This is a genomic window from Massilia sp. CFBP9012 (assembly GCF_034045115.1).
Taxonomy (GTDB): Bacteria; Pseudomonadota; Gammaproteobacteria; order Burkholderiales; family Burkholderiaceae_D; genus Telluria.
This window is the reverse complement of record NZ_JAXCWM010000001.1, coordinates 193319-215545: the sequence shown is the minus strand read 5'-3', so window position 1 is coordinate 215545 and position 22227 is coordinate 193319. Positions and strand designations below refer to the sequence as shown.

Below are 22227 nucleotides of genomic sequence, written 5' to 3'. Positions count from 1 at the left end.
GGCGCCGGCCAGAGTCTGGCCGCCCTCGAAGTACATCACTCCCAAGCTGGTCGACGCGCGAACCGGAGGTAGGGAATCCGTTTATTCCGTCTTGTCCAGCAAGCCGCGCTCGCGTAACCACTCCTCGGCGCGCCGCGGCCATGCCGAAGCGGTTCCCAGATTGGGCCGCATGCCCATGCCATGCGTCCCATGCTCGAACAGATACATCTCGGCTGGCACCTTCGCGCGCGTGAGAGCCTGATAGAACAGGATGCTGTTCTCGACCGGTACCGAGGCATCGGCCTGGGTATGGATCAGCAAGGTCGGCGGCGTGCGCGCCGTCACCTGGCGCGCCACCGACATCAGCTCCACATCTGCCGCGCTGGGCGATGCGCCGAGCAGGGCGTTGCGCGATCCCATGTGGGCCGCCGGCCCATCGAGCGCGATCACCGGATACATCAGCACCAGGAAGTCGGGACGGGCGCTGACAGCGTCGAGCGGGGCGCCGGTGCGCCCCAGCGGATGGTCGAACAGGGTGCCGGCGCTGGCGGCGAGGTGGCCGCCGGCCGAACTGCCCATCACGCCGATGCGCTCCGGCCGCAGCTTGTAATTGTCCGCCTGCGAGCGCACCAGGCGCACCGCGCGCAGCACGTCCTGCAGCGGCGCCGGATGACGGAATTCGCGCATCCGGTACTTGAGCACGAAGGCGGTCACGCCCAGGCTCGACAGCCAGCGCGCATACTGTTCGCCTTCGCGCTCGATGGCCAGGCGCTCGTAGCCGCCGCCGGGACAGATGATGACGGCGCTCCCGTTGGCGCGGTCGACCGCCGGAGGATAGACGGTGAGGGTGGGCTCGGAGACCTGGCTGATCCTGCCATCGACGTAGCGTTCGGCTTCCAGTCCGGCGCGGGCGCCGGGCACGCCTTCGGGCCAGAGCGGGATCGTTGCGGGCAAGGGTGGCCAGCTTGCTGCCGATTCAGGCGTGGCTGAAAGCGCGGCCCCCGATGTGGATGCGGCCAGCATGGCGGCCCCGACTTGTTTCAAGATGCGTCTCCGTGTCGTGTGCATGGGTTATCCTTCGTTATTATTATCCTTATGGTAACCCAGTGGGGGCTGAGCAAGTACTGCAATGAACCATCCGGCCGGGCGGCGATGGGGCACCTGCGTGTTAAAATACGCGCGCTATCTTGGCAGTAGCGGATCGAGCGAAGCGCGACTCTCCACGAGAAATTCCGTACTGTACAGTGACCCATGAGCCCTGTCCCGACAGGGCTTTGTATTTTCACCCACCGTATCTGGATTTTTCCATGGAAATTAAAGTCAACTTCCTCGACAAGCTTCGCCTGGAAGCCAAGTTCGACGATTTCACCGTCATCGCCGACCAGCCCATCCGCTATAAGGGCGACGGCTCGGCGCCAGGCCCATTCGATTACTTCCTGGCTTCGTCCGCCCTGTGCGCGGCGTATTTCGTGAAGTTGTACTGCAATACCCGGGATATCCCGACCGAGAATATCCGCCTGTCGCAAAACAATATCGTCGACCCGGAAAACCGCTACCAGCAGATCTTCAAGATCCAGGTCGAGCTGCCGGCCGACATCTCCGACAAGGACCGCCAGGGCATCCTGCGCTCGATCGAGCGTTGCACGGTCAAGAAAGTCGTGCAGGCCGGTCCCGAATTCGTGATCGAGGAAGTGGCCAACCTGGACGCCGACGCCCAGGCCTTGCTCACCCTGCAGCCAGACTCGGCATCGCGTACCTATATCCCCGGCAAGGACCTGCCGCTGGAGCAGACCATCGCCAATATGTCTGGCCTGCTGGCCAGCTGGGGCATCAAGATCGAGATTGCGTCGTGGCGCAATATCGTGCCCAATGTCTGGTCGCTGCATATCCGCGATGCGCATTCGCCGATGTGCTTCACCAACGGCAAGGGCGCGACCAAGGAAAGCGCGCTGGCCTCGGCCCTGGGCGAATACATCGAACGCCTGAACAACAACCACTTCTACGCCGGCGTATTCTGGGGCGAAGACATCGCCAACGCCGACTTCGTGCATTATCCGAACGAGCGCTGGTTCAAGCCTGGTCCGGACGATGCGCTCCCGGATGGCATCCTCGATGAATACAGCCTGTCGTTCTACGACCCCGATGGCGAATTGCGTGGCTCGCACCTGATCGATACCAATTCGGGCAATGTGGAGCGCGGCATCGTAGCGCTGCCCTTCGTGCGCCAGTCGGACGGCGAGGTCGTGTACTTCCCGTCGAACCTGATCGAAAACCTGTATGCCAGTAACGGCATGAGCGCCGGTAACACGCTGGCCGAAGCGCAGGTGCAGTGCCTGTCCGAGATCTTCGAGCGCGCCGTCAAGCGCGAGATCCTGGAAAGCGAGATGGCCTTGCCCGACGTGCCGCAAGAAGTGCTGGCCAAGTATCCCGGCATCGTGGCCGGCATCAAGGCCCTGGAAGAGCAGGGTTTCCCGGTGCTGGTCAAGGACGCCTCGCTGGGCGGCCAATACCCGGTGATGTGCGTGACCCTGATGAACCCGCGCACCGGCGGCGTCTTCGCTTCCTTCGGCGCCCACCCGAGCTTCGAAGTGGCGCTGGAGCGCAGCCTGACCGAACTGCTGCAGGGCCGCAGCTTCGAAGGCCTCAACGACCTGCCGCGGCCGACCTTCGCCAGCGAAGCCGTGACCGAGCCCTATAACTTCGTCGAGCACTTCATCGATTCGAGCGGCGTCGTCTCGTGGCGCTTCTTCAGCGCCAAATCCGAAGTCGATTTCGTCGAGTGGGACTTCACCGCACAGGGCGACAATGCCAACGCCGAGGAAGCCGCGACCCTGCTCGCCATCCTCGAAGAGATGGGCAAGGAAGTCTACACCGCCGTGTACGACCAGCTGGGCGCGGTGGCCTGCCGCATCCTGGTGCCCGACTATTCCGAGGTGTATCCGGTTGAAGACCTGATCTGGGATAACACGAATAAATCGCTGCTGTTCCGTTCCGATATCCTCAACCTGCACCGCCTGGACGACGACAGCCTGGAGGCGCTGCTCGAGCGCCTGGAAAACAATGAGCTGGACGAGTACTCCGATATCGCCAGCCTGATCGGCATCGAGTTCGACGAGAACACCGACTGGGGCCAGCTGACGGTGCTCGAGCTGCGCCTCCTGGTCAACCTCGCGCTGCAGCGCTTCGAGGACGCGCACGAACTGGTGGGCGCCTTCCTGCAGTACAACGACAACACCGTCGAGCGCGGCCTGTTCTACCAGGCCATGAATGTGGTGCTCGAGGTGGTGCTGGACGACGAGCTGGAACTGGACGACTACGTCGTCAACTTCCGCCGCATGTTCGGCGACACGCGGATGGATGCGGTGCTGGGTTCGGTCGACGGCAGCGTGCGCTTCCACGGTCTGACCCCAACCAGCATGCAGCTCGAAGGTCTGGACCGCCACCATCGCCTGATCGACAGCTACCGCAAGCTGCACGCGGCGCGCGCGAAGGCGGCCGCCGCGAAGTAAGGCGAGCATGACCGAGACGTCGTCCCCACGCAGGTGGGGACCCAAGTTCTGCAAACGTCGTCGAAACGCTTGCGAGATTGGGTCCCCACCTTCGTGGGGACGACGTTTTTATGCTAACTCAAGAAGACTTTGGGCTTAGCTAACGGCATTACCTGTCCGCAGCGGCTCTTTTTTTGCCATCGGCACATTCCCTCGGTAGAATCGTCGCGTTCGCTTGAACGCTTCGGGGAGACGCCAGATGCGCGACGCAATCATCATCGGCGCCGGCCATAACGGCCTGGTCTGCGCCTGGTACCTGGCCCGCGCCGGCCTGAAGGTGACGCTGCTCGAGCGGCGCGACGTCGTCGGCGGCGCCGCGGTCACCGAGGAATTCCATCCCGGCTTTCGCAACTCCGTGGCCGCCTACACCGTCTCGCTGCTCAACCCCAAGGTGATCGACGACATGGCGCTGGCCCGGCACGGCCTGCGCATCGTCGAACGCCCGCTCTCCAACTTTCTCCCGCTCGACGATGGCCGCTACCTGAAGGTCGGCGCCGGCCGGACTGCTGCCGAGGTGGCGAAGTTCTCGCCACGCGACGCCGCGCGCCTGGACGACTACCACCGGCAGCTGGACGACGCGGCCGACCTGCTGCGCGAACTGGTGCTGCAGACGCCGCCCAACCGCATCCAGGGCGGCTGGCTGGCCGCGCTGCCCGAGCTGCTCAAGGCCGGCCGCCTCGGCAACCGCATGCGCAAGCTGTCGCTGGCCGGCCAGCGCGAACTACTGGACCTGTTCACCAAATCGGCGGGCGACTATCTGGACGGCTGGTTCGAGAGCGATCCGATCAAGGCGGCCTATGGTTTCGACAGCGTGGTGGGAAACTACGCCAGTCCGTACACGCCCGGATCGGCCTATGTGCTGCTGCACCACGTGTTCGGCGAGGTCAATGGCAAGAAGGGCGCCTGGGGCCACGCGATCGGCGGCATGGGGGCCATCACCCAGGCGATGGCGAAGGCGGTGCAGGCGCTGGGCGTCGAGATCCGCACCGGCTGCGCGGTAGATGAAGTCCTGCTGCACAAGGGCCGCGCCACCGGCGTCGTCACGAGCGGCGCCGAGCGGCTCGATGCGCGCGCGGTCGTATCGAACCTCAATCCGCGCCTGCTGTACACCCGGCTGGTCGACCCTGGCGCGCTGCCGGCTGACTTCTTGCGCCGCATGGAGGCATGGCGCTGCGGGTCGGGCACCTTCCGCATGAACGTCGCGCTGTCCGAACTGCCGGATTTTCGCTGCCTGCCGGGCAAGGCGATGGCCGAACACCATGGCAGCGGCATCATCATCGCACCCAGCCTGGAGTACATGGAGCGCGCCTACCACGACGCGCGTGCGTCGGGCTGGTCGCAAGCGCCGATCGTCGAACTCCTGATCCCGTCGACGCTCGACCCGACCCTGGCCCCGCCGGGGCAGCACGTGGCCAGCCTGTTCTGCCAGCACGTCGCGCCGCAACTTCCCGATGGCGCGAGCTGGGACGAGCACCGCGAGCGGGTGGCCGACCTCATGATCGACACCGTCGATCGCCATGCGCCGAATTTCAGGCGTGCGGTGCTGGGCCGCCAGATCATGAGCCCACTCGACCTGGAACGCACGTTCGGCCTGGTCGGTGGCGACATCTTCCACGGCGCGCTGGGGCTCGACCAGCTTTTTTCGGCGCGCCCGATGCTGGGTCATGCCGACTACCGCGGGCCGGTGGCGGGTCTTTACACCTGCGGCGCGGGCAACCATCCCGGTGGCGGCGTCACCGGCGCGCCAGGCCACAATGCCGCGCGCGAGATCCTGCGCGACTTCCGGGTTCGATCACCCGCGTGATCGAAACGCCTTTCAAACCGCCGCTTCGCTCAACTTGGTGACTAAACCCGCCAGGCTGTTGTGCATGGTGGGTTGGAATCCTAATATATCACCGCAGTCGGCCGATTGGATGCTCTGAGGCAACCCGAGTCAGCTGCTGTCTCTTTGCTGGCTCGCCCCTGTGCGAGTCAGCCATTTTTTAGAGATTCCCCGTGCCTGGTGCGCCAGGCGTGGACCCGCCGCAGTCAAATAGTAAAGGCAGCGCGGCGGCGATGGACAGCGAGGTGAGCGCTGAAATACTAGTCGATCACACCGCTTGTAGAACGCATTTCACAATTATTATCAGGAGACACAATGAGTTTTCCATCCTCGCGCCGTCGCTCGGCCCTCACCGCCATCGCCCACGCCGCGGCCCTCCTGGCCGCCGGCGCCATGACCGCCCACGCTCAAGAAACGAATACGCAGTCGTCGGAAGGCCTGCAAGTGGTGACGGTGACCGCGCAAAAACGCCCGCAGGCGATGCAGGACGTGCCGGTCGCGGTCAGCACCGTGGACGAACGCGCGATCGAGAACCAGCAGATCGTCGGCTTCTCGGACCTGACCCGCGTGGCGCCAGCCCTGACCATCAACGAGAACCCGAACAATAACAATATCGCGCTGCGCGGTATCGGCACCTTCGCCTTCAGCATCGGCATCGAATCGGCCGTCTCGGTGATCATCGACGACGTGCCCGTGATCCAGCAATTACAGGCGTTTTCGAACCTGAGCGACATCGCGCGCGTCGAGGTGCTGCGCGGCCCGCAAGGTACGCTGTTCGGCAAGAACTCGTCGGCCGGCGTGATCAACATCGTCACCAAGGAATCGAGCGAGGAGCAAGAGGGCCATGCCCAGGTCACCGTCACCAGCGACGGCGAGAAGCGCCTGGAAACCGGCATCTCGGGCCCGATCAGCGACAAGCTGGGTTATCGCCTGAACGCCTACAGCGGCAACCGCGAGGGCGACGTCACCAATCTCGAATCGGGCGCCAAGCTGAACGGCGAACGCAGCAAAGGAGCGCGGCTGCGCCTGGACTTCAAGCCCACCACGAGCCTGGACGGCCGCCTGATCGCCGACTACAACAAGCGCCGTATCGAAGGCCCGGTCACGACCTTCCTGTCGGTGCCGCCGGGCGCCAGCCTGCGCGGCGTGGCGCCGATCGGCCCGGCCCTGGTCGGCATCACCCCTGGCCCGGACAACCGCGACGTGCGGATGGACGATCCGGGCTTCGCCGAACACGAGTCGCGCAGCATTGCCGGCACCCTGAACTGGAAGCTGGACAACCACACGATCACTTCGGTCACCACCTGGCAGGACTGGGAATTCGACTTCCTGGCCGACTTCGACGGCACCAACCTCGACCAGCTCGGCCCGCAGTCGAATGGACGCTTCCATGGCGGCGTCACCGCCGGCGGCCCATACCGCTCGCGCATGTCGACCCAGGAACTGCGCCTGTCGTCCAACGGCGACGGCGCGCTCACTTATCTCGGCGGCCTGTATTACGCCGACTCGCGCACCGAACGCAGCTACCTTCGTGGTCCGGTCTCGAACCTGGCCAATTGGGAAGCGCGCTCCGGCAACCAGACCGCCGCCGCCTTTGCCCAGGCCGAGTACCGGATCACGCCGGCCACCCGCGTCAGTACCGGCGTGCGCTTCAACCGCGAGACGATCGAGGTCGATTTCGCCAACCGCCTGCCGGCGGTGCCGGCCATCTTCGACGGTCGCAGCCGCGACGACGCCACCACCGGCAAGGTCGCGCTGCAGCACGACCTGGTCAAGGACGTGATGGTCTACGGTTCCTTCGCCACCGGCTACAAGGGCGCCGGCTACGACGTCTCCACCGGCTTCAACGAGGCGCGCGTGCGCCTGCCGGTGGCGCCCGAGACGTCCGAATCGTGGGAGCTGGGCATGAAGAGCCGCTTCTTCCGCAACCGCCTGCAGCTCAACGCCACCGTATTCCACACCGACTACGAGGACTTCCAGGCCCAGTCGCGCCGCCTCGATCCGCTCACCCAGGCCTACGAGAACGTCGTCACCAACGTCGGCGAACTGCGCACCCGCGGCCTGGAGCTCGAAGTGCAGGCCAAGCCGATCAACACGCTGCTGCTCGAAGCCTCGGTGGCCTGGGTCGACGCGACGATCAAGAAATTCCCGAACACGAACTGCTATCCGGGCCAGACTGCCGCCGAGGGCTGCGTCCTGATCGGCGGCGTGCCGCTGCAAGATTTGTCCGGAAAACGCCTGTCGAACGCGCCGCGCACCAAGCTCAATCTGGGCGCGACCTACAACTTCCCGATCGGGGAGAGCGGCTACAGCGGGATCGCCAACATCAACGGCCAGTACCAGTCGAGCGTCAACTACGACCTGGCTGCCAATCCGCTGGCCGACCAGAAGGGCTATGGCACCGTCAACGGCAGCATCGCCTTCTTCAATCCATCGCAGAACGTGAAGCTGACCTTCTACGTCAACAACCTGTTCGACAAGAGCTACGCCAGCTTCGTTGGCGACAACTACAATGTGTTCGGCAACGTGCACGTGCTGACCCAGACCCTGCCGCGCAACTCGGACCGCTACTTCGGCGTGCGCATGAAATACGATTTCTGAGATCCCAGGACATGAAAAAACTCATCACCGCATTCTGGATCCTTGTTGGCGCGCTGGCCTGCCAGTCGGCGCTGGCGCAGGCGCAGGCGGCGCAGGCCGATTCTCTGCGACCCGCCTTCCTGCTCACCGGCGCGCTGCACCGCGACAGCCAGGACCTGTCCGGCCAGTGGACCTACTCGAAAGACCTGTACCGCACCGGCCTTACCGACATCAACGGCTGGGTGGCCAAGTCGCGCATGCAGCGTGCGCGCGACGTCGACGTCGCCGCCGTCGAAGCCAAGGGCGGCGTCGATTTCTACGAGTTCGACATGGACCGCGGCCCGCTCATCAACGTGCCCGGCGCCTGGAACGCGGCGGCGGCCGAGCTGCGCTACTACGATGGCCTGATCTGGTTCCAGCGCAAGTTCGATGCGCGGCCTGAAGCCGGCAAGCGCGCCTTCCTGCGCTTCGAGGCGGTCAACTACCGCGCCTACGTCTACCTCAACGGCAAGGAAGTGGGCCGCCACGAAGGCGGCTTCACGCCTTTCGTGCTGGAAGTCACCGACGCGCTGCGCGCGGGCGACAACCGGCTGGTGGTCGGCGTCGATTCGAGCCACGATGCCCAGTCGATCCCGACCCAGATCACCGACTGGGACCTGTACGGCGGCATCACCCGCAAGGTCAGTCTGATCACCACGCCCGCGACCTTCATCGACGATGCGACGCTGACCTTGCGTGCCGACGGCCGCATCGCCGGCGAAGTGCAGCTGCAGGGACCGCAGGCCGCGAACCAGGCGGTGACGGTGGCGATCGGTACGCTCGGTACGGCGCGCGCCACCACCGATGCCAACGGCCGCGCGCTGCTCGAGCTGCCGGCGCCCAAGGGCCTGGAGCGCTGGACGCCCGAGAAGCCGACCCTGTACGACGTGCGCTTTTCTGCCAACGGCGACCAGGTACGCGACCGCATGGGCTTCCGCACCATCGCCGTCAAGGGCAACCAGATCCTCCTGAACGGCAAGCCGCTGTTCTTGCGCGGCATATCGCTGCACGAGGAAGAGTTCGGCCCGAACCCGGGGCGCAATATGACCGAGCAAGCGTCGCGCGCTCTGCTGCACGAGATCAAGCATGGCCTGAACGGCAATTACGTGCGCCTGTCGCATTATCCGCACTCCGAGACCACGGTGCGCCTGGCCGACGAGATGGGCCTCCTGGTGTGGAGCGAGATTCCCGTGTACTGGACTGTCGACTGGGACAACCCTGCCGTGCTGCGCAAGGCGCTCGTGATGCAGGCCGAAACCATCTACCGCGACCGCAACCGCGCCTCGGTGATCCTGTGGAGCGTCGGTAACGAGACGCCTGTTTCGCCGTCGCGCACGCGCTTCCACGGCGCCATGGCCGACAATGTGCGCGTGCTCGATCCGACCCGCCTGGTGAGCGCCGCGCTTCTGGTCGAGCGCAAGGGCGACGTGCTGGAGATCCAGGATCCGCTGATCGACAAGCTCGACGTGCTGGCGGTGAACGTGTATGCCGGCTGGTACGGTCCCGACACGCTGGACGGCATTGCGAAGCTGCGCTGGAATGTCCCGGGCGAGCGGCCGCTGATCCTGTCCGAGTTCGGCGCCGATGCGCTGGCCGGCCACCGCGGCCAGGGGCTCAAGAAGTTTACCGAGGAATACCAGGCCGAGTACTACCGCAAGACGCTGGCCATGGCCGAGGGCATCCCGACCCTGCGCGGCCTGTCGCCCTGGATCCTGAAGGACTTCCGCTCGCCGCGACGCGAGCACCCGGTGTTCCAGAACGGCTGGAACCGCAAGGGCATCCTGTCCGAGACCGGTGTGCGCAAGCAGGCCTTCGACGTCCTGTCCGACTATTACCGCCGCAAATGAGCGCCCAGACGATGACTCCTCCAGTACCATCCATGCCTTTGCACGCAGGCGGCGCGCCGGTCGTCACCGCGATGCGCATCGTTCCGGTCGCCGGCCGGGACAGCATGCTCATGAACCTGAGCGGGGCCCACGGGCCCTGGTTCACCCGCAACATCGTGATCCTGACGGACAGCGCCGGCAATACCGGCCTGGGCGAAGTGCCGGGCGGCGAATCGATCCGCCGCACGCTCGAGGATGCGCGTGCGCTCGTCATCGGCCGGCCGCTGGGCGACTATCTCGCGGTGCTCAACGACATGCGCGGCGCGTTCGCCGGCCGCGATGCCGGCGGGCGCGGCCTGCAGACCTTCGACCTGCGCACCACCATTCACGCCGTGACCGCCGTCGAATCGTGCTTGCTCGACCTGCTGGGCCAGTTCATGGGAGTGCCGGTCGCGGACCTGCTGGGGGAGGGCAGGCAGCGCGATGCGGTGCCGATGCTCGGCTACCTGTTCTATATCGGCGACCGTGGCCGCACCACTATCGACTACCGCGCCGAGCCTGACGCCGGCGACGCCTGGCTGCGCCTGCGCAACGAAGAAGCGATGGATGCCCAGGGCGTGGTGCGCCTGGCCGAGGCGGCGCAGGCTCGCTACGGTTTCCAGGACTTCAAGCTCAAGGGCGGCGTGCTGGACGGCGCCGCCGAGATGGAGGCGGCGGTGGCGCTCAAGGAACGCTTCCCGGCGGCGCGCATCACGCTCGACCCGAACGGCGCCTGGTCGCTCGATGAAGCGGTGCGCCTGTGCCGCGACCAGCACGCCGTACTTGCCTATGCCGAAGACCCGTGCGGCGCCGAGAACGGCTATTCGGGGCGCGAAGTGATGGCCGAATTCCGGCGCGCCACCGGTTTGCCGACCGCGACCAATATGGTCGCCACCGACTGGCGCCAGCTGGCCCATTCGCTGCAACTGCAGTCGGTCGACATCCCGCTCGCCGATCCGCATTTCTGGACCATGCAGGGCTCGGTGCGGGTGGCGCAGCTGTGCGAGATGTTCGGCCTGACCTGGGGCTCGCATTCGAACAACCACTTCGACATCTCGCTGGCCATGTTCACCCACGTGGGCGCGGCGGCGCCGGGCCGGGTAACGGCGATCGACACCCATTGGATCTGGCAGGACGGGCAGGCCCTGACGAAGGCGCCGCTGCGCATCGAGGATGGCCAGGTGCGGGTGCCGGCCAGGCCCGGCCTGGGCATCGAGCTCGATCCCGATGCCCTCGAAGCGGCGCACCAGGCCTACCGCAATATGGGCCTGGGCGCGCGCGACGACGCGGTGGCGATGCAGTTCCTGGTGCCGGGCTGGCGCTTCGACCACAAGCGGCCCTGCCTGGTGCGCTGATGCACAACGCATGAAGGGCAGGGCGCGGATCGCTCATGATCGTGATTGATTCGCGCGAGGGGCGGACAGCGGGGCGCCGATCGGGAACAATGGCAGGCACTGGAACATTGAAATACCAGTGCCGCCGTTGACCCGCAAGCCACGAGAAAGCCACGAAAGATACGACCATGAATTTCGCCGCCGACAACTTCCACCTCGACCGTTCGCGCAACGCGACCATCCAGGTGTTCGAACACCTGCGCGAACTGATCGTCAGCCTGGCCATCAAGCCGGGCACGGTGCTGGCGCGGCCCCAGTTGTGCGACTTCTACAAGCTGTCGGCCAGCCCGGTGCGCGAGGCGCTGCTGCGCCTGGAAGAAGAGCACCTGGTCGACATCTATCCGCAGCACCAGACCCGGGTGCGCCGGATCGACCTGGCCCAGGCCAGGCAGGCGCATTTTTTGCGCCTGTCGGTGGAGCTGGAGATGGTGCAGGTGCTGGCCCAGGACGCCGATCCGGTCCTGGCGCGCACCTTGACCGCGCTGGTCGAGCGCCAGCGCGCCAGCCTGGACTCGGGCGACCTTGGCACCTTCACCCAGGTCGACATGGAATTCCACCGCTGCCTGTACCACGCGGCGGCGGTGCCCGACCTGTGGTCCATGATGCGCAGCCGCAGCGGCAACCTGGACCGCCTGCGCCGCCTGCATCTGCCGCTCAATGGCAAGGCGCAGTCGATCCTGGACGAACACGCCGCGATCGCCGGGGCCATCGCGCGGGGCGATGCGGCCGCGGCTCAGCAGATGGTGCGCAGGCACCTGTCGGGAACGCTCAGCGCGATCGACGCGCTGCGCACGCGCTATCCCGATCTGCTGCTGCCGCTCGACTACGGCGCGCCGGCGATGGCCGCCTGAGGGCGGCCCAGGTTAGCGTACGTCGAGCAGTTCGACGTCGAAGATCAGGCTCGCGTTCGGCGGGATCGGACCGGCGCCGCCGGCGCCATAGCCCATCTCGGGCGGCAGGATCAGGGTGCGCTTGCCGCCGACCTTCATGCCTTGCACGCCTTCGTCCCAACCTCGGATGACCTGGCCGGCGCCCAGCTGGAAGCTGAACGGCGCGCGTCCGACCGAGGAATCGAATTGCGTGCCGCGCAGCGTTTCCTTGCCCGGCTCGTACAGCCAGCCGGTGTAGTTGACGACGGCGGTCGCGCCGGCCGCGGCTTCCTTGCCGGTTCCGGGGATGGTGTCGATCTTCTGGAAGGCGACCGCGGACGCGGCCGACTGCGGCGCCGGGGCGCGGTCGCAGCCGGCCAGCGCCAGCGCCAGGCCCAGGCCGAGGACGCAGGAGGACAGCAGGTGTTTCATAGGCTTCTTTCTTTCGTGGTGGTTGCCGGAATGGGATGCCCGGGAGCATACATGGCGCCGCGCGCGCTGCCAACACCGGCGCATGCGTGGCGCGCGCAGCTCTGTTGCTTTGGTGCGTTTCAGTCAACACCGTGAGCACAGCGGCAGGCCTACCGGTCGGCGCCCACGCTGCATACGATGACATCTCACTGCCAGTCGTCCGACTGGCCCGGCCCACATGCAAGGGCCGCCAACCCAGGAGATGTCAATATGAATGCCCGAGATAACACGATCAAGCCCGGTGATCCCGGTTCAGACGAGCTGGTCCCGTCGCGCTACGCCCTGCGCGTCGGCGAGATCGACGTGCTGGTGGTCAGTGACGGCGTGCTGCCGCTGCCCGCCGCGACCATGGCCACCAATGCCGACCCGGCGGCCCTGGCCGTCTGGCTGGACCATATGTTCCTGCCGCCGGACGCCTTTGACTGGCCGTTGAACGTGCTGGTGGCGAAAAGCGGCGAGCAGGTGATCCTGGTCGACACCGGCCTGGGCTCGCAATTCCCCGGCTTTCCGCGTGCCGGACAGACTCCGCACCGCCTGGAAGCCGCCGGCATCGACCTGTCCAGCGTCACCGACGTGGTGATCACCCATATGCACATGGACCATATCGGCGGCCTGCTGGTCGACGGCATCAAGGAACGCCTGCGTCCGGACCTGCGCATCCACGTGGCCGCCGCCGAAGTCGCGTTCTGGGATACGCCCGATTTCAGCCATACGGCCATGCCGGAGCCGGTGCCGGACGTGCTGCGTTCGACCGCGCGCCAGTTCATGGAGCAGTACAGCGGCCATCTGCACGTGTTCCAGGAGCGGCATGAGGTGGCGCCCGGCGTGGTCGCGCGCCGTACCGGCGGCCATACGCCCGGCCACTGCGTGGTCGATATCGACTCCAACGGCCAGCGTCTGACCTTCGCCGGCGACGCCATGTTCCCGGTCGGCTTCGACCATCCCAACTGGCAGAACGGCTTCGAACACGATCCAGAGGAATCGGCCCGCGTGCGCATCGCGCTGTTCGGCGAACTGGCGGACAACGGCGGCCTGCTGGTCGCGACCCACCTGCCATTCCCCTCGGTGGGTCGGGTGGCGCGTGACGGCGATACTTTCCGCTGGGCGCCCGTGTTCTGGGATCACTGAGCGGCAAGCGCCGGACAGGAAGCGCTAAAGAAACGCCAAGAAACGTCGGATTCGACAACTTGCATCAACAAGCCCGCTTCGGCGGGCTTTTTTTCGTATGTGCGCGCATCCGGAATTGCCCGTGAAAAGATATATGAAATATCTTGTGTATTTATGTCAACGGAATGACATAGCAGAGCGTTAAGACTGGTATCGAAGGGCGCGACCCGACATGTCCGGAGCACGTGCACGCAAGCCCGAATCACAGAATTGGAGAGTGAATGTCCCGATTGAAAGTCAAGCCGATCTGCGCCGCCATCATGCTGATGTCGGCCTATGGCGCGCCGGTCCTGGCGCAAACCGCCGCCGAGGCCGCGGCCGTCGCCACCGAACAGGCCGCCCCGGCCGCAGAATCCTCTCCAGCAGCACCTGCTAATCCTGCCGCTCCTGCCGTGCCACCAGCGCCGCCGCCCCAGGCCGTGCCGGCCGCCGCCGTGATCCAGGTCACCGGCCTGCGCCAGAGCCTGCGCTCGGCCGAAGACATCAAGCGCGACGCCCCGCAAGTGGTGGACGCCATCAATGCCGACGATATCGGCAAGTTCCCCGACCGCCAGGCCGGCGATGCGCTGCAGCGCGTGGCCGGCGTGCAGGTGGGGCGAGACCGCGGCGAAACCAGCACCGTGATCATCCGTGGCCTGCCGGACGTCGCCACCACGCTCGACGGCAACGAGATCTTCACCGCGGCCGGTCGCCGCCTGTCCTACCAGGACTTGCCGGTCCAGTCGATCGCCGGCATGGAAGTGTATAAATCGGCCACCGCCAACCAGTTCGAAGGCGGCATCGCCGGCGCGGTCAACATCCGCCTGCGCGCGCCGTTCGACAACAAGGGCTTCATCGCGACCGGCTACGTCGAGGACCGCGTGAACCAGACCAATGGCAGCGGCAATACCTCGGACAAGCACAGCCCGGGCGGCGGCTTCCTGGTCAGCAACCGCTGGGACACCGACTTCGGCGAAATGGGCGCGTTGTTCGACGTCGCCGTCAACCGCGACAACTGGGCCTTCCCGGTGCAATACGTCGACCGTCCCGACAATGTGTTCTCGGTGAGCCCGGACGGCAGCGCGACCCGCCTCGGCAATGTCGGCCCGTATGCGCCGGCCGCGCCGGGCGACGTGCTGGGCCAGCTGCCGAACATCGGCGGCATCTACAACGCCGGCCAGCGCGAGCGCCAGAGCGTGCACGGGGCCTTCCAGTGGAAGGTCAATCCGCGCCTGACGGCCAGCGCCCAGTACCTGGGCATGGGCTACCAGGGCCGCACCGGCGTCAACTACGTGATGAGCAACACCACCTGGGCGCCGCGCCTGACCGACGTGGTGCTGGCCCCGCAAGGCGGCGCCTGCGCGACGCCGCAGGGCGCGATCTGCCCGATCCTGGCCGCCAGCGCGCCGGCCGCGCAATTCGGCAACGCCTACGACTGGGATCCGTACACGGCCTCGAGCACCTGGGGCCAGAACGAGCGCACCACCACCCACTACCTAAACCTCGGCCTGAAGTACAACGACGGCCCGCTCAGCGTCGACTCGCAGTTCGGCTATACCCGCTCCAAGTTCGTCAACGACACCGTGATCGTCGACCAGCAGGTGCCGGGCGCCAGCGCCAGCGTGTATTCGTACGGCGCCGACGGCCACGGCGGCTTCAACGCCATCACGCTGCCGGGCGGCAGCGGCAATGCGCTGCAGGATTCGCGCAACTACGTGCTGCGCGGGATGGTGCAGAACTGGAACGAGCAGACCGGCAGCCAGCTCCAATGGCGCACCGACGCTACCTATCGCCTGGGCGGCGACGGCTTCTTCACGGCCGTGCTGGCCGGCCTGCGCCTGTCCTCGCGCAAGGCCGGCTACCACGGTGCCGAAGGCCACGCCGACTTCACGGGCGAGCGCCCGAGCGCCGCTACCGCGCTCGGCCCATCGTTCCAGGCGAGGGTAGCAGGCCTCGACCGCATGGGCGGCGCCTGGTACGGCCCGTCGTCCGACTACCTGATCGACAATGCCGACGCGGTGCGCAATCTGTACGGCGCGGCCAGCGGCCGCGTGCCGGACGACCCGGGCCGCCTGTTCGACCAGCGCGAGCGCAACGCGACCGTGTACCTGGCCACGCGCTGGGCCGCCAACCCGGGCGGTATCGACGTCAAGGGTGAAATCGGCGCGCGCGTGGTGCGCCTGAATCGTGAGCTGAGCGGCATGACCCGGATCGGCGACCAGGTGTCGAACGTCGACCTGTCGACCTACGAAACCAATTACCTGCCGAGCGCTTCGGCGGTGGTCGGCTGGACCGAAGACCTGCAGTCGCACTTCTCGGTCGGCAAGACCATCACCCGGCCGAACTTCGGCACGCTCAATCCGGCCCTGACCCTGGTGCCGTCGACCGTCAACGTGCCGGGCAGCGGCGGCGCCGGCAACCCCTACCTGGAGCCGACCCGCTCGACCAATATCGACGCCACGCTCGAATACTACTTCCAGAAGAACGGCTTCGCCCAGGTCGCGCTGTTCCACCGCGACATCGACGGCTACGAGCAGAGTTTTACGCGCGACGAGGCCATCGACGGCCAGGTCTATCGCGTGACGCGTCCGCAGAACTCGGGCAAGGGCCGCCTGCGCGGGGCGGAATTCGGGGTCCAGAAGTTCTTCGACTTCCTGCCTGGCCCATGGGCCAATTTCGGCGCCCAGGCCAACTACACCTGGATCGACGGCGAGAATCAGAGCCGCACCGCGTTCGACAGCGACACCTACACCACCACGCCGCTCACCGGCGTGGCCAGGAAGAGCTACAACTTCGCGCTGCTGTACGAGGGCAACGGCATCACCGGCCGCCTGGCCGCCACCCGCCGCGGCGACTACGTCGAGCAGATCGCCGAACTGCCGTTCAACCAGGACCGCGTGGTCAAGGCCGCGACCTTCGTCGACCTGAGCATCGGCTACGAGATCAACGACAACGTCTCGCTGCAGTTCGATGCGATCAATTTGACCCGCGCCAAGTTTGAGAGCTCGCTGGGCGAATTCATGCCGCGCGACGTGCGCTACAACCCGACGACCTATGGCGTGAGCCTGCGGTTCCGGATGTAAGCGCTCCCGGTCTTCCCGTGGCGCAGGCCACAGGAAGACCTGCAGGAACTGCGGTCACGACACCTTGCGCGGCGGCGCGGCGTCGGCCGCCATCTCCATCACCGAATTACGCTTTTCCAGCAAGTGCAGCGACAGGATCGCCGCCAGGCGCTTGCCGTCGCGGGCCTCGAGCGCCTCCATCATCTGGCAGTGTTCGTCGATGGCCTGGTCCCATTTTTCGGGGACGATATTGGACTTGAGCCGCAAGGACTGCAGCCGCCGGTTCATGTTCAGGTAAGTATGGTGGAGGACGGAGTTGCGGGCGGCCTCGGAAATCTTGTTGTGGATCGCCTGGTTGCGGCTGTAGTAGCCGGGCAGGTCGCCCTGTTCGCGGCAGGTCAGCATCGCGTCGTGCAGCGCCCGGATTTCGGCGACTTCTTCGGGCGTGATCCGTTCGCACGCGTGTTCGCCCGCGAGGGCTTCGAGACCGCTGACGAACTCGAAGGTTTCCCATACTTCTTGCTGCGACATCTTGTAGACCGAGGCGCCGCGATTCGGCGAGATCTCGATCAGGCCTTCAGCGGCGAGCGCTTTCAAGGCTTCGCGCAGGGGCGTGCGCGAAATGCCCATGGTTTCGCACAGTTCGCGCTCGTTGAGTTTCATTCCGGGCGGGAACACTGACTCGACGATCATCCGGCGCAGGTGGGAAACCACCGTGTCGTGCAGGTGCTGCCGGGCCAGCTTTGGAAGAGCGGGCGCCGCAGCGCCACGCTCCAAAGCTGGATCAACTTTCGAGTCTTGCATCAATGTCCCCACTTCCATAATTTTGGAGGAATTCTATCATTCGGCCGTATTTGCATTGCTGAAAGCAGACTTAACTTATCGAAAATAATGACCTGTCATGCATAAGTCGGAGCTGCAGCATGTTCCATTTCTGCAACAAATATGGGGACGTGAGCAGGCCCGGCATCTGCTGCCCTTCGATTTGACCAAGTATTAAATGCGGCGTCCGTGGTGCGCGCCCGTCATATCGGGTCTCTCGCATGGTGACTCACTTTTCTAACGTCCCAGCGCGCGAAGGCCCTACATTTTCCAGCAACAACAAACGGGAGGACGATGCAATGGACCCAGCCAAATCAAGGTGTCCCGTCCCGCCCGTCTGATAGATCAGAACATTCTAAAGGTTCTGAAATTTCGAAATCACAATTCTAGCAGCAGGTAACGATCCGTGTGCTTTAACTATTGGTAATAATAAAATAGTTGCTGCGGGTGGCCTGGCGGGCCAGGAACGCCGTCAGGATCGTGGGGAGTCTAAAAATTTCTCTACAGAAATTACCCGTCTCGGGTAGCGGGGATTGGCATACCACCCTGGTTGTTGATACTATGTATCTTGCATTTTGCATACAAAATACATCCTTTAATTGAGAGAGAGACTTCATGTCCGACGATCAGCAATCCCCATCGCGGCGGCGCCTCATCAAGAGCCTGGTGTTCGTGCCCATGGGCGCGGGCGCGGCGGCAGCCATCCACCAGGGTCTGCCCAACGCCAATGCCACCGCCACCGCACCTGCGGAAGGCAAGCCGAATCCCTACACGCCCAAGTTCTTCAACGCGAAGGAATGGAAATTCGTGATCGCCGCGGTCGATCGCCTGATTCCGCATGACGAGCACGGCCCTGGCGCCGTCGAGTCGGGCGTGCCGGAGTTCATCGATCGCCACATGCAGTCGCCGTACGCGTCCGGCAGCATCTGGTATATGCAGGGCCCGTTCCTGGAAGCGACTTCCGACTTCGGTTACCAGGGCAAGCTGGCGCTGAAGGACATCATCCGCGTCGGCATCGCCAACGTCGACGCCCATTGCGTCAAGACCTATTCGGGCAAGGCGTTCGCCGACCTCGACGTGCGCATGCAGGAAGCGGTCCTCAAGGACCTCGAAGGCGGCAAGATCAAGCTCGCCGATATTTCATCGAAGACCTTCTTCGCCGACTTCCTGTCCGAAACGCGCGCCGGCTACTTCTCCGATCCTAGCCACGGCGGCAACAAGGACATGGGCGCCTGGAAGATGATCGGTTACCCCGGCATGCGGGGCGACTACCTGGAGTGGGTGAAGATTCGCGACAAACCGTATCCGCTGGGACCGGTGGACCTGGCTGGACGGAGGGGATAAGAGAAAATGGCAATCGTAAAAGAGAAAAAAGACGTCGTCATCGTCGGCGCCGGCTGGGTCGGCGCCATCATGGCCAAGGAATTGACCGACGCCGGCATGAATGTGTTGATCCTGGAACGCGGCCCTGACCGCGACACGCAGACCGACTTCGCGTATCCGCGCGTGATCGACGAACTCGAAGGCTCGGTGCACCGCAAATACCTGCAGTCGCTGGCGCAAGAGACCGTGACCATCCGCCACAACCTGTCCACCGTGGCCGTGCCGAAGCGCCGCATGGGTTCGTTCAAGCCGGGCACCGGCGTGGGTGGTGCTGGTTCGCACTGGTCGGGCGTGCACTTCCGCGCACTGCCGGAAGACTTCAACCTGCGCAGCACGATGGAGCAGCGCTACGGCAAGAAGATCATGCCGGCTGGCATGTCGATCCAGGATTTCCCGGTCACCTTCGAAGAGCTGGAGCCACATTTCGATCACTTCGAATACGTGTGCGGCACCTCGGGCAAGGCCGGCGTCATCAACGGCAAGGTCGTCCCCGGCGGCAATCCGTTCGAAGGTTCGCGTTCGCGCGAATACCCGCTGGGACCAAACCCGGATTACCTGGGCGGCGAAATGTTCTACACCGCGGCGCGTGAAATGGGTTACCACCCGTTCCCGATCCCGGCCTCGAACACCTCGGCCAGCTATGTCAACCCGTATGGTTGCCAGATGGGTCCGTGCAACTTCTGCGGATTCTGCTCGGACTACGGTTGCCTGAACTACTCGAAGGCCAGCCCGAACATCAACATCTTCCCTGTGCTGCGCGGCCGCAAGAACTTCGAAATGCGCACGCTGGCCCAGGTACTGAAGGTCAACCTGACGGCGGACGGCAAGATGGCCACCGGCGTGAACTACCTGGATGCAGGCGGCCAGGAATGCGAGCAGCCGGCGGACATCGTCATCCTGGGCGCGTTCTCGCTGTACAACGTGCACCTGATGCTGGTGTCGAAGATCGGCCCGGCCTACGATCCGGTGACCAAGACCGGCACTGTCGGCAAGAACTACTCGTACCAGAACCTGAATCGCGTCTCGCTGTTCTTCGACAAGAACGTGCACGCCAACCAGTTCATGGGTGTTGGCGGCGGCGGCACCACCTTCGACGACCTGAACGGCAACCGCAACGATCCGACCAAGTCGGGCTTCGTCGGCGGCGGCGTCATCTGGGCGCGCCAGCCGGGCGGCGGTCCGGTGCGCGGCATCGCGACCGCGCCGGGCGTGCCGAACTGGGGCAGCGACTGGAAGAAGGGCGCCAAGGACGCGATGCGTCACTCGTTCTACTACGAAGTGCAGGGTTCCTGCATGTCGTACGACGACGCCTACCTGGATCTGGATCCGAACTACAAGGATGCCTTCGGCCGTCCGCTCTTGCGCATGACGTTCGACTGGCATGACAACGAGATCGCGGCGTCGGCCTACCTGGTCGACAAGGCCCAGGAGATGTGCAAGGTGCTGAATCCGCTGGCGACCAAGGGCGACGCCAAGAAGCCGGGCACGCACTACAACATCAACCAGTACCAGAGTACGCACACGGTCGGCGGCGCCATCATGGGCGCCAATCCGAAGACCTCGGCCCTGAACAAGTATCTGCAGTCGTGGGACGTGCCGAACGTGTTCGCGCCGGGCGCCAACGCCTTCCCGCAGAACAACGGCTACAACCCGACCGGCATGGTCGGCGCGCTGGCCTACTGGTGCGCGAAAGCGATCCGGGAGCAGTACATCAAGAACCCGGGCCCGCTGGTGCAGGCATAAGAGGACGAACACATGACCAAACAAAAACCTGTCAAGAAAATCGTCCTGGGTCTCGCCATCGCCGGCGCGGTGGTCTTTGCCGGCGCCTACGGCTATGCCGTGGCGCCGACCGAGACGCGCAAGATCGAACCGGGTCCGCAACTGGCAAACCTGGCGCCCGGCGTCAAGCCGGATGCCGGCCTGATCGAGAAGGGCCGCTATGTCGCCACCGCGTCCGACTGTATCGCCTGCCACACGGCGCCCGGCGGCAAGGAGTTCGCCGGCGGCCGCGTGATTCAGTCGCCGATCGGTAATATGTACGCGACCAACGTCACGCCGGACAAGGAAACCGGCATCGGCAACTACTCGCTGGACGATTTCGATCGTGCGGTCCGCCACGGCATCGTGCCGAGCGGCGGCACGCTGTATCCGGCGATGCCGTTCCCGTCGTACGCCCGCATGAGCGACGACGACATGCGCGCGCTGTACGCCTACTTCATGCACGGCGTCGAGCCGGTCAAGCTGGCCAATCGCGACAACGAGATCAGCTGGCCGCTGTCGACCCGCTGGCCGCTGGGCATCTGGCGCAAGACCTTCGTGCCGGTGCAGGGCCCGATGGACCTGTCGAAGTATTCCGACCAGACCATCGGCCGCGGCGCCTACCTGGTGCAGAGCCTGGGCCACTGCGGCAGCTGCCACACCCCGCGTGCGGCGACGCTCAACGAGCTGGCGCTGGACGAATCCGGTCCGGAATACCTGGCCGGCGGTCCGCTGATCGATGGCTGGCTGGCGGTGAACCTGCGCGGCGACAAGGTCGACGGCATGGGCAACTGGACTGCGCAAGACATCGTCGACACGCTCAAGACCGCCCGTAACAAGCACTCGGGCGTGCTGGGCGAGCCGATGCAGGACGTCGTCAAGCACAGCACCCAGAACATGACCGACGACGACCTGATGGCGATGGCGCTCTACATCAAGAGCCTGCCGGAGACCGGCAACAAGAAGGCCACCTTCGCCGCCAGCGACGCCACCGTGCAGAAGATCATGCAGGGTAACGACAGCGAACGCGGCGTCCAGCTCTACCTGGACAACTGCGCGGCCTGCCACCGCGTGGACGGCAAGGCGGCCGGCGACGTGTTCCCTGCGCTGCCGGGCAATCCGACCGTGCTGCAGGAAGACGCAACTTCCCTGATCCGTGTGATCCTGGCCGGCGCCCGCCTGCCATCGACCCACACCGCGCCGTCCGACCTGGGCATGCCGGGCTTCGCCTGGCGGTTGTCGGATGAAGAGACCGCGCAGCTGGTTACTTTTGTCCGCAACAGCTGGGGCAACCAGGCTTCGCCAGTCGGCGCGGCCGAAGTCGCCAAGGTGCGCAAGCTGGTCAAGGAGCATGAGCTGCATACGGCGGACAAGGGCGATACCAAGCACTGATCCGGTAGTCGTTTAGTCAGCTTCAAGCAACGTCGTCCCCGCGCAGGCGGGGACCCAAGTGTTTCAGCGTTTCGACAGCGCTGGCAGTACTTGG

The 22227-nt window shown here is 65.1% G+C and carries 14 protein-coding genes; 11 read left to right on the top strand and 3 right to left on the bottom strand.

Going from position 1 to position 22227, the window contains the following annotated elements; genetic code table 11:
- Window positions 1-81: 81 nt before the first annotated feature.
- The gene (locus SOM61_RS00855) at window positions 82-1023 is read right to left on the bottom strand and encodes an alpha/beta hydrolase (RefSeq protein ID WP_320472317.1); all 942 of its coding nucleotides are present in this window, start codon (window positions 1021-1023) and stop codon (window positions 82-84) included.
- Window positions 1024-1286: 263 nt separating this feature from the next.
- Between SOM61_RS00855 and SOM61_RS00850 the strand changes: the two genes are divergently transcribed.
- The 6 genes from SOM61_RS00850 (at window position 1287) to SOM61_RS00825 (ending at window position 12078) form a co-directional block, all read left to right on the top strand.
- Complete coding sequence (locus SOM61_RS00850) at window positions 1287-3488, top strand: OsmC domain/YcaO domain-containing protein (protein ID WP_320472316.1); 2202 nt, start codon at window positions 1287-1289, stop codon at window positions 3486-3488.
- Window positions 3489-3726: 238 nt separating this feature from the next.
- A complete protein-coding gene (locus SOM61_RS00845) occupies window positions 3727-5331 on the top strand; it encodes a phytoene desaturase family protein (protein ID WP_320472315.1) in 1605 nt (534 codons plus the stop codon).
- Between the two features lie 333 nt (window positions 5332-5664).
- Complete coding sequence (locus SOM61_RS00840) at window positions 5665-7950, top strand: TonB-dependent receptor (protein WP_320472314.1); 2286 nt, start codon at window positions 5665-5667, stop codon at window positions 7948-7950.
- An 11-nt stretch (window positions 7951-7961) separates the two neighbouring features.
- The gene (locus tag SOM61_RS00835; protein WP_320472313.1) at window positions 7962-9815 is read left to right on the top strand and encodes a glycoside hydrolase family 2 protein; all 1854 of its coding nucleotides are present in this window, start codon (window positions 7962-7964) and stop codon (window positions 9813-9815) included.
- Window positions 9816-9847: 32 nt separating this feature from the next.
- On the top strand, window positions 9848-11188 hold the full coding sequence (gene gudD, locus SOM61_RS00830) for a glucarate dehydratase (RefSeq protein WP_320472312.1): 1341 nt from the start codon (window positions 9848-9850) through the stop codon (window positions 11186-11188).
- A 167-nt stretch (window positions 11189-11355) separates the two neighbouring features.
- On the top strand, window positions 11356-12078 hold the full coding sequence (locus tag SOM61_RS00825) for a GntR family transcriptional regulator (protein WP_320472311.1): 723 nt from the start codon (window positions 11356-11358) through the stop codon (window positions 12076-12078).
- A 12-nt stretch (window positions 12079-12090) separates the two neighbouring features.
- Here SOM61_RS00825 and SOM61_RS00820 read toward each other — a convergent pair whose 3' ends face one another.
- Window positions 12091-12528, bottom strand: coding sequence for an FKBP-type peptidyl-prolyl cis-trans isomerase (locus SOM61_RS00820; protein ID WP_320472310.1), 438 nt, complete (start codon window positions 12526-12528; stop codon window positions 12091-12093).
- A 249-nt stretch (window positions 12529-12777) separates the two neighbouring features.
- Here SOM61_RS00820 and SOM61_RS00815 point away from each other — a divergent pair, with 249 nt between their 5' ends.
- Both SOM61_RS00815 and SOM61_RS00810 read left to right on the top strand, forming a co-directional pair.
- Window positions 12778-13695 carry an MBL fold metallo-hydrolase gene (locus SOM61_RS00815; protein ID WP_320472309.1) on the top strand — a complete coding sequence of 306 codons (918 nt, stop codon included), beginning with the start codon at window positions 12778-12780 and terminating at the stop codon, window positions 13693-13695.
- Between the two features lie 260 nt (window positions 13696-13955).
- The gene (locus SOM61_RS00810; protein ID WP_320472308.1) at window positions 13956-16796 is read left to right on the top strand and encodes a TonB-dependent receptor; all 2841 of its coding nucleotides are present in this window, start codon (window positions 13956-13958) and stop codon (window positions 16794-16796) included.
- Window positions 16797-16850: 54 nt separating this feature from the next.
- Here the strand turns inward: SOM61_RS00810 and SOM61_RS00805 are convergent, their stop codons facing one another.
- Window positions 16851-17579: a GntR family transcriptional regulator gene (locus SOM61_RS00805; protein WP_320472307.1), complete on the bottom strand. Its 729-nt coding sequence runs from the start codon at window positions 17577-17579 to the stop codon at window positions 16851-16853.
- A 633-nt stretch (window positions 17580-18212) separates the two neighbouring features.
- Here SOM61_RS00805 and SOM61_RS00800 point away from each other — a divergent pair.
- Genes SOM61_RS00800 through SOM61_RS00790 form a run of 3 tightly spaced genes read left to right on the top strand, consistent with a single transcriptional unit; the run spans window position 18213 to window position 22133 of the window.
- Entirely contained in the window at window positions 18213-18941 is a 729-nt protein-coding gene (locus tag SOM61_RS00800; protein ID WP_320467133.1) for a gluconate 2-dehydrogenase subunit 3 family protein, read from the top strand.
- 6 nt (window positions 18942-18947) lie between these two features.
- Complete coding sequence (locus SOM61_RS00795; RefSeq protein WP_123068072.1) at window positions 18948-20723, top strand: GMC family oxidoreductase; 1776 nt, start codon at window positions 18948-18950, stop codon at window positions 20721-20723.
- Between the two features lie 12 nt (window positions 20724-20735).
- Window positions 20736-22133 (top strand): cytochrome c, encoded by a 1398-nt coding sequence (locus tag SOM61_RS00790; RefSeq protein WP_320472306.1) that lies wholly within the window; start codon window positions 20736-20738, stop codon window positions 22131-22133.
- Window positions 22134-22227 lie beyond the last annotated feature (94 nt).

What these genes read in the sequence shown, in the direction of transcription:
- SOM61_RS00825 (WP_320472311.1), top strand. Translation starts at nt 11,356, where the DNA reads ATGAATTTCGCCGCCGACAACTTCCACCTCGACCGTTCGCGCAACGCG.
- SOM61_RS00795 (WP_123068072.1), top strand. Translation starts at nt 18,948, where the DNA reads ATGGCAATCGTAAAAGAGAAAAAAGACGTCGTCATCGTCGGCGCCGGC.
- SOM61_RS00850 (WP_320472316.1), top strand. Translation starts at nt 1,287, where the DNA reads ATGGAAATTAAAGTCAACTTCCTCGACAAGCTTCGCCTGGAAGCCAAG.
- SOM61_RS00805 (WP_320472307.1), bottom strand. Translation starts at nt 17,579, where the DNA reads ATGCAAGACTCGAAAGTTGATCCAGCTTTGGAGCGTGGCGCTGCGGCG.
- SOM61_RS00840 (WP_320472314.1), top strand. Translation starts at nt 5,665, where the DNA reads ATGAGTTTTCCATCCTCGCGCCGTCGCTCGGCCCTCACCGCCATCGCC.
- gudD (WP_320472312.1), top strand. Translation starts at nt 9,848, where the DNA reads ATGCCTTTGCACGCAGGCGGCGCGCCGGTCGTCACCGCGATGCGCATC.
- SOM61_RS00835 (WP_320472313.1), top strand. Translation starts at nt 7,962, where the DNA reads ATGAAAAAACTCATCACCGCATTCTGGATCCTTGTTGGCGCGCTGGCC.
- SOM61_RS00810 (WP_320472308.1), top strand. Translation starts at nt 13,956, where the DNA reads ATGTCCCGATTGAAAGTCAAGCCGATCTGCGCCGCCATCATGCTGATG.
- SOM61_RS00820 (WP_320472310.1), bottom strand. Translation starts at nt 12,528, where the DNA reads ATGAAACACCTGCTGTCCTCCTGCGTCCTCGGCCTGGGCCTGGCGCTG.
- SOM61_RS00815 (WP_320472309.1), top strand. Translation starts at nt 12,778, where the DNA reads ATGAATGCCCGAGATAACACGATCAAGCCCGGTGATCCCGGTTCAGAC.
- SOM61_RS00845 (WP_320472315.1), top strand. Translation starts at nt 3,727, where the DNA reads ATGCGCGACGCAATCATCATCGGCGCCGGCCATAACGGCCTGGTCTGC.
- SOM61_RS00790 (WP_320472306.1), top strand. Translation starts at nt 20,736, where the DNA reads ATGACCAAACAAAAACCTGTCAAGAAAATCGTCCTGGGTCTCGCCATC.
- SOM61_RS00800 (WP_320467133.1), top strand. Translation starts at nt 18,213, where the DNA reads ATGTCCGACGATCAGCAATCCCCATCGCGGCGGCGCCTCATCAAGAGC.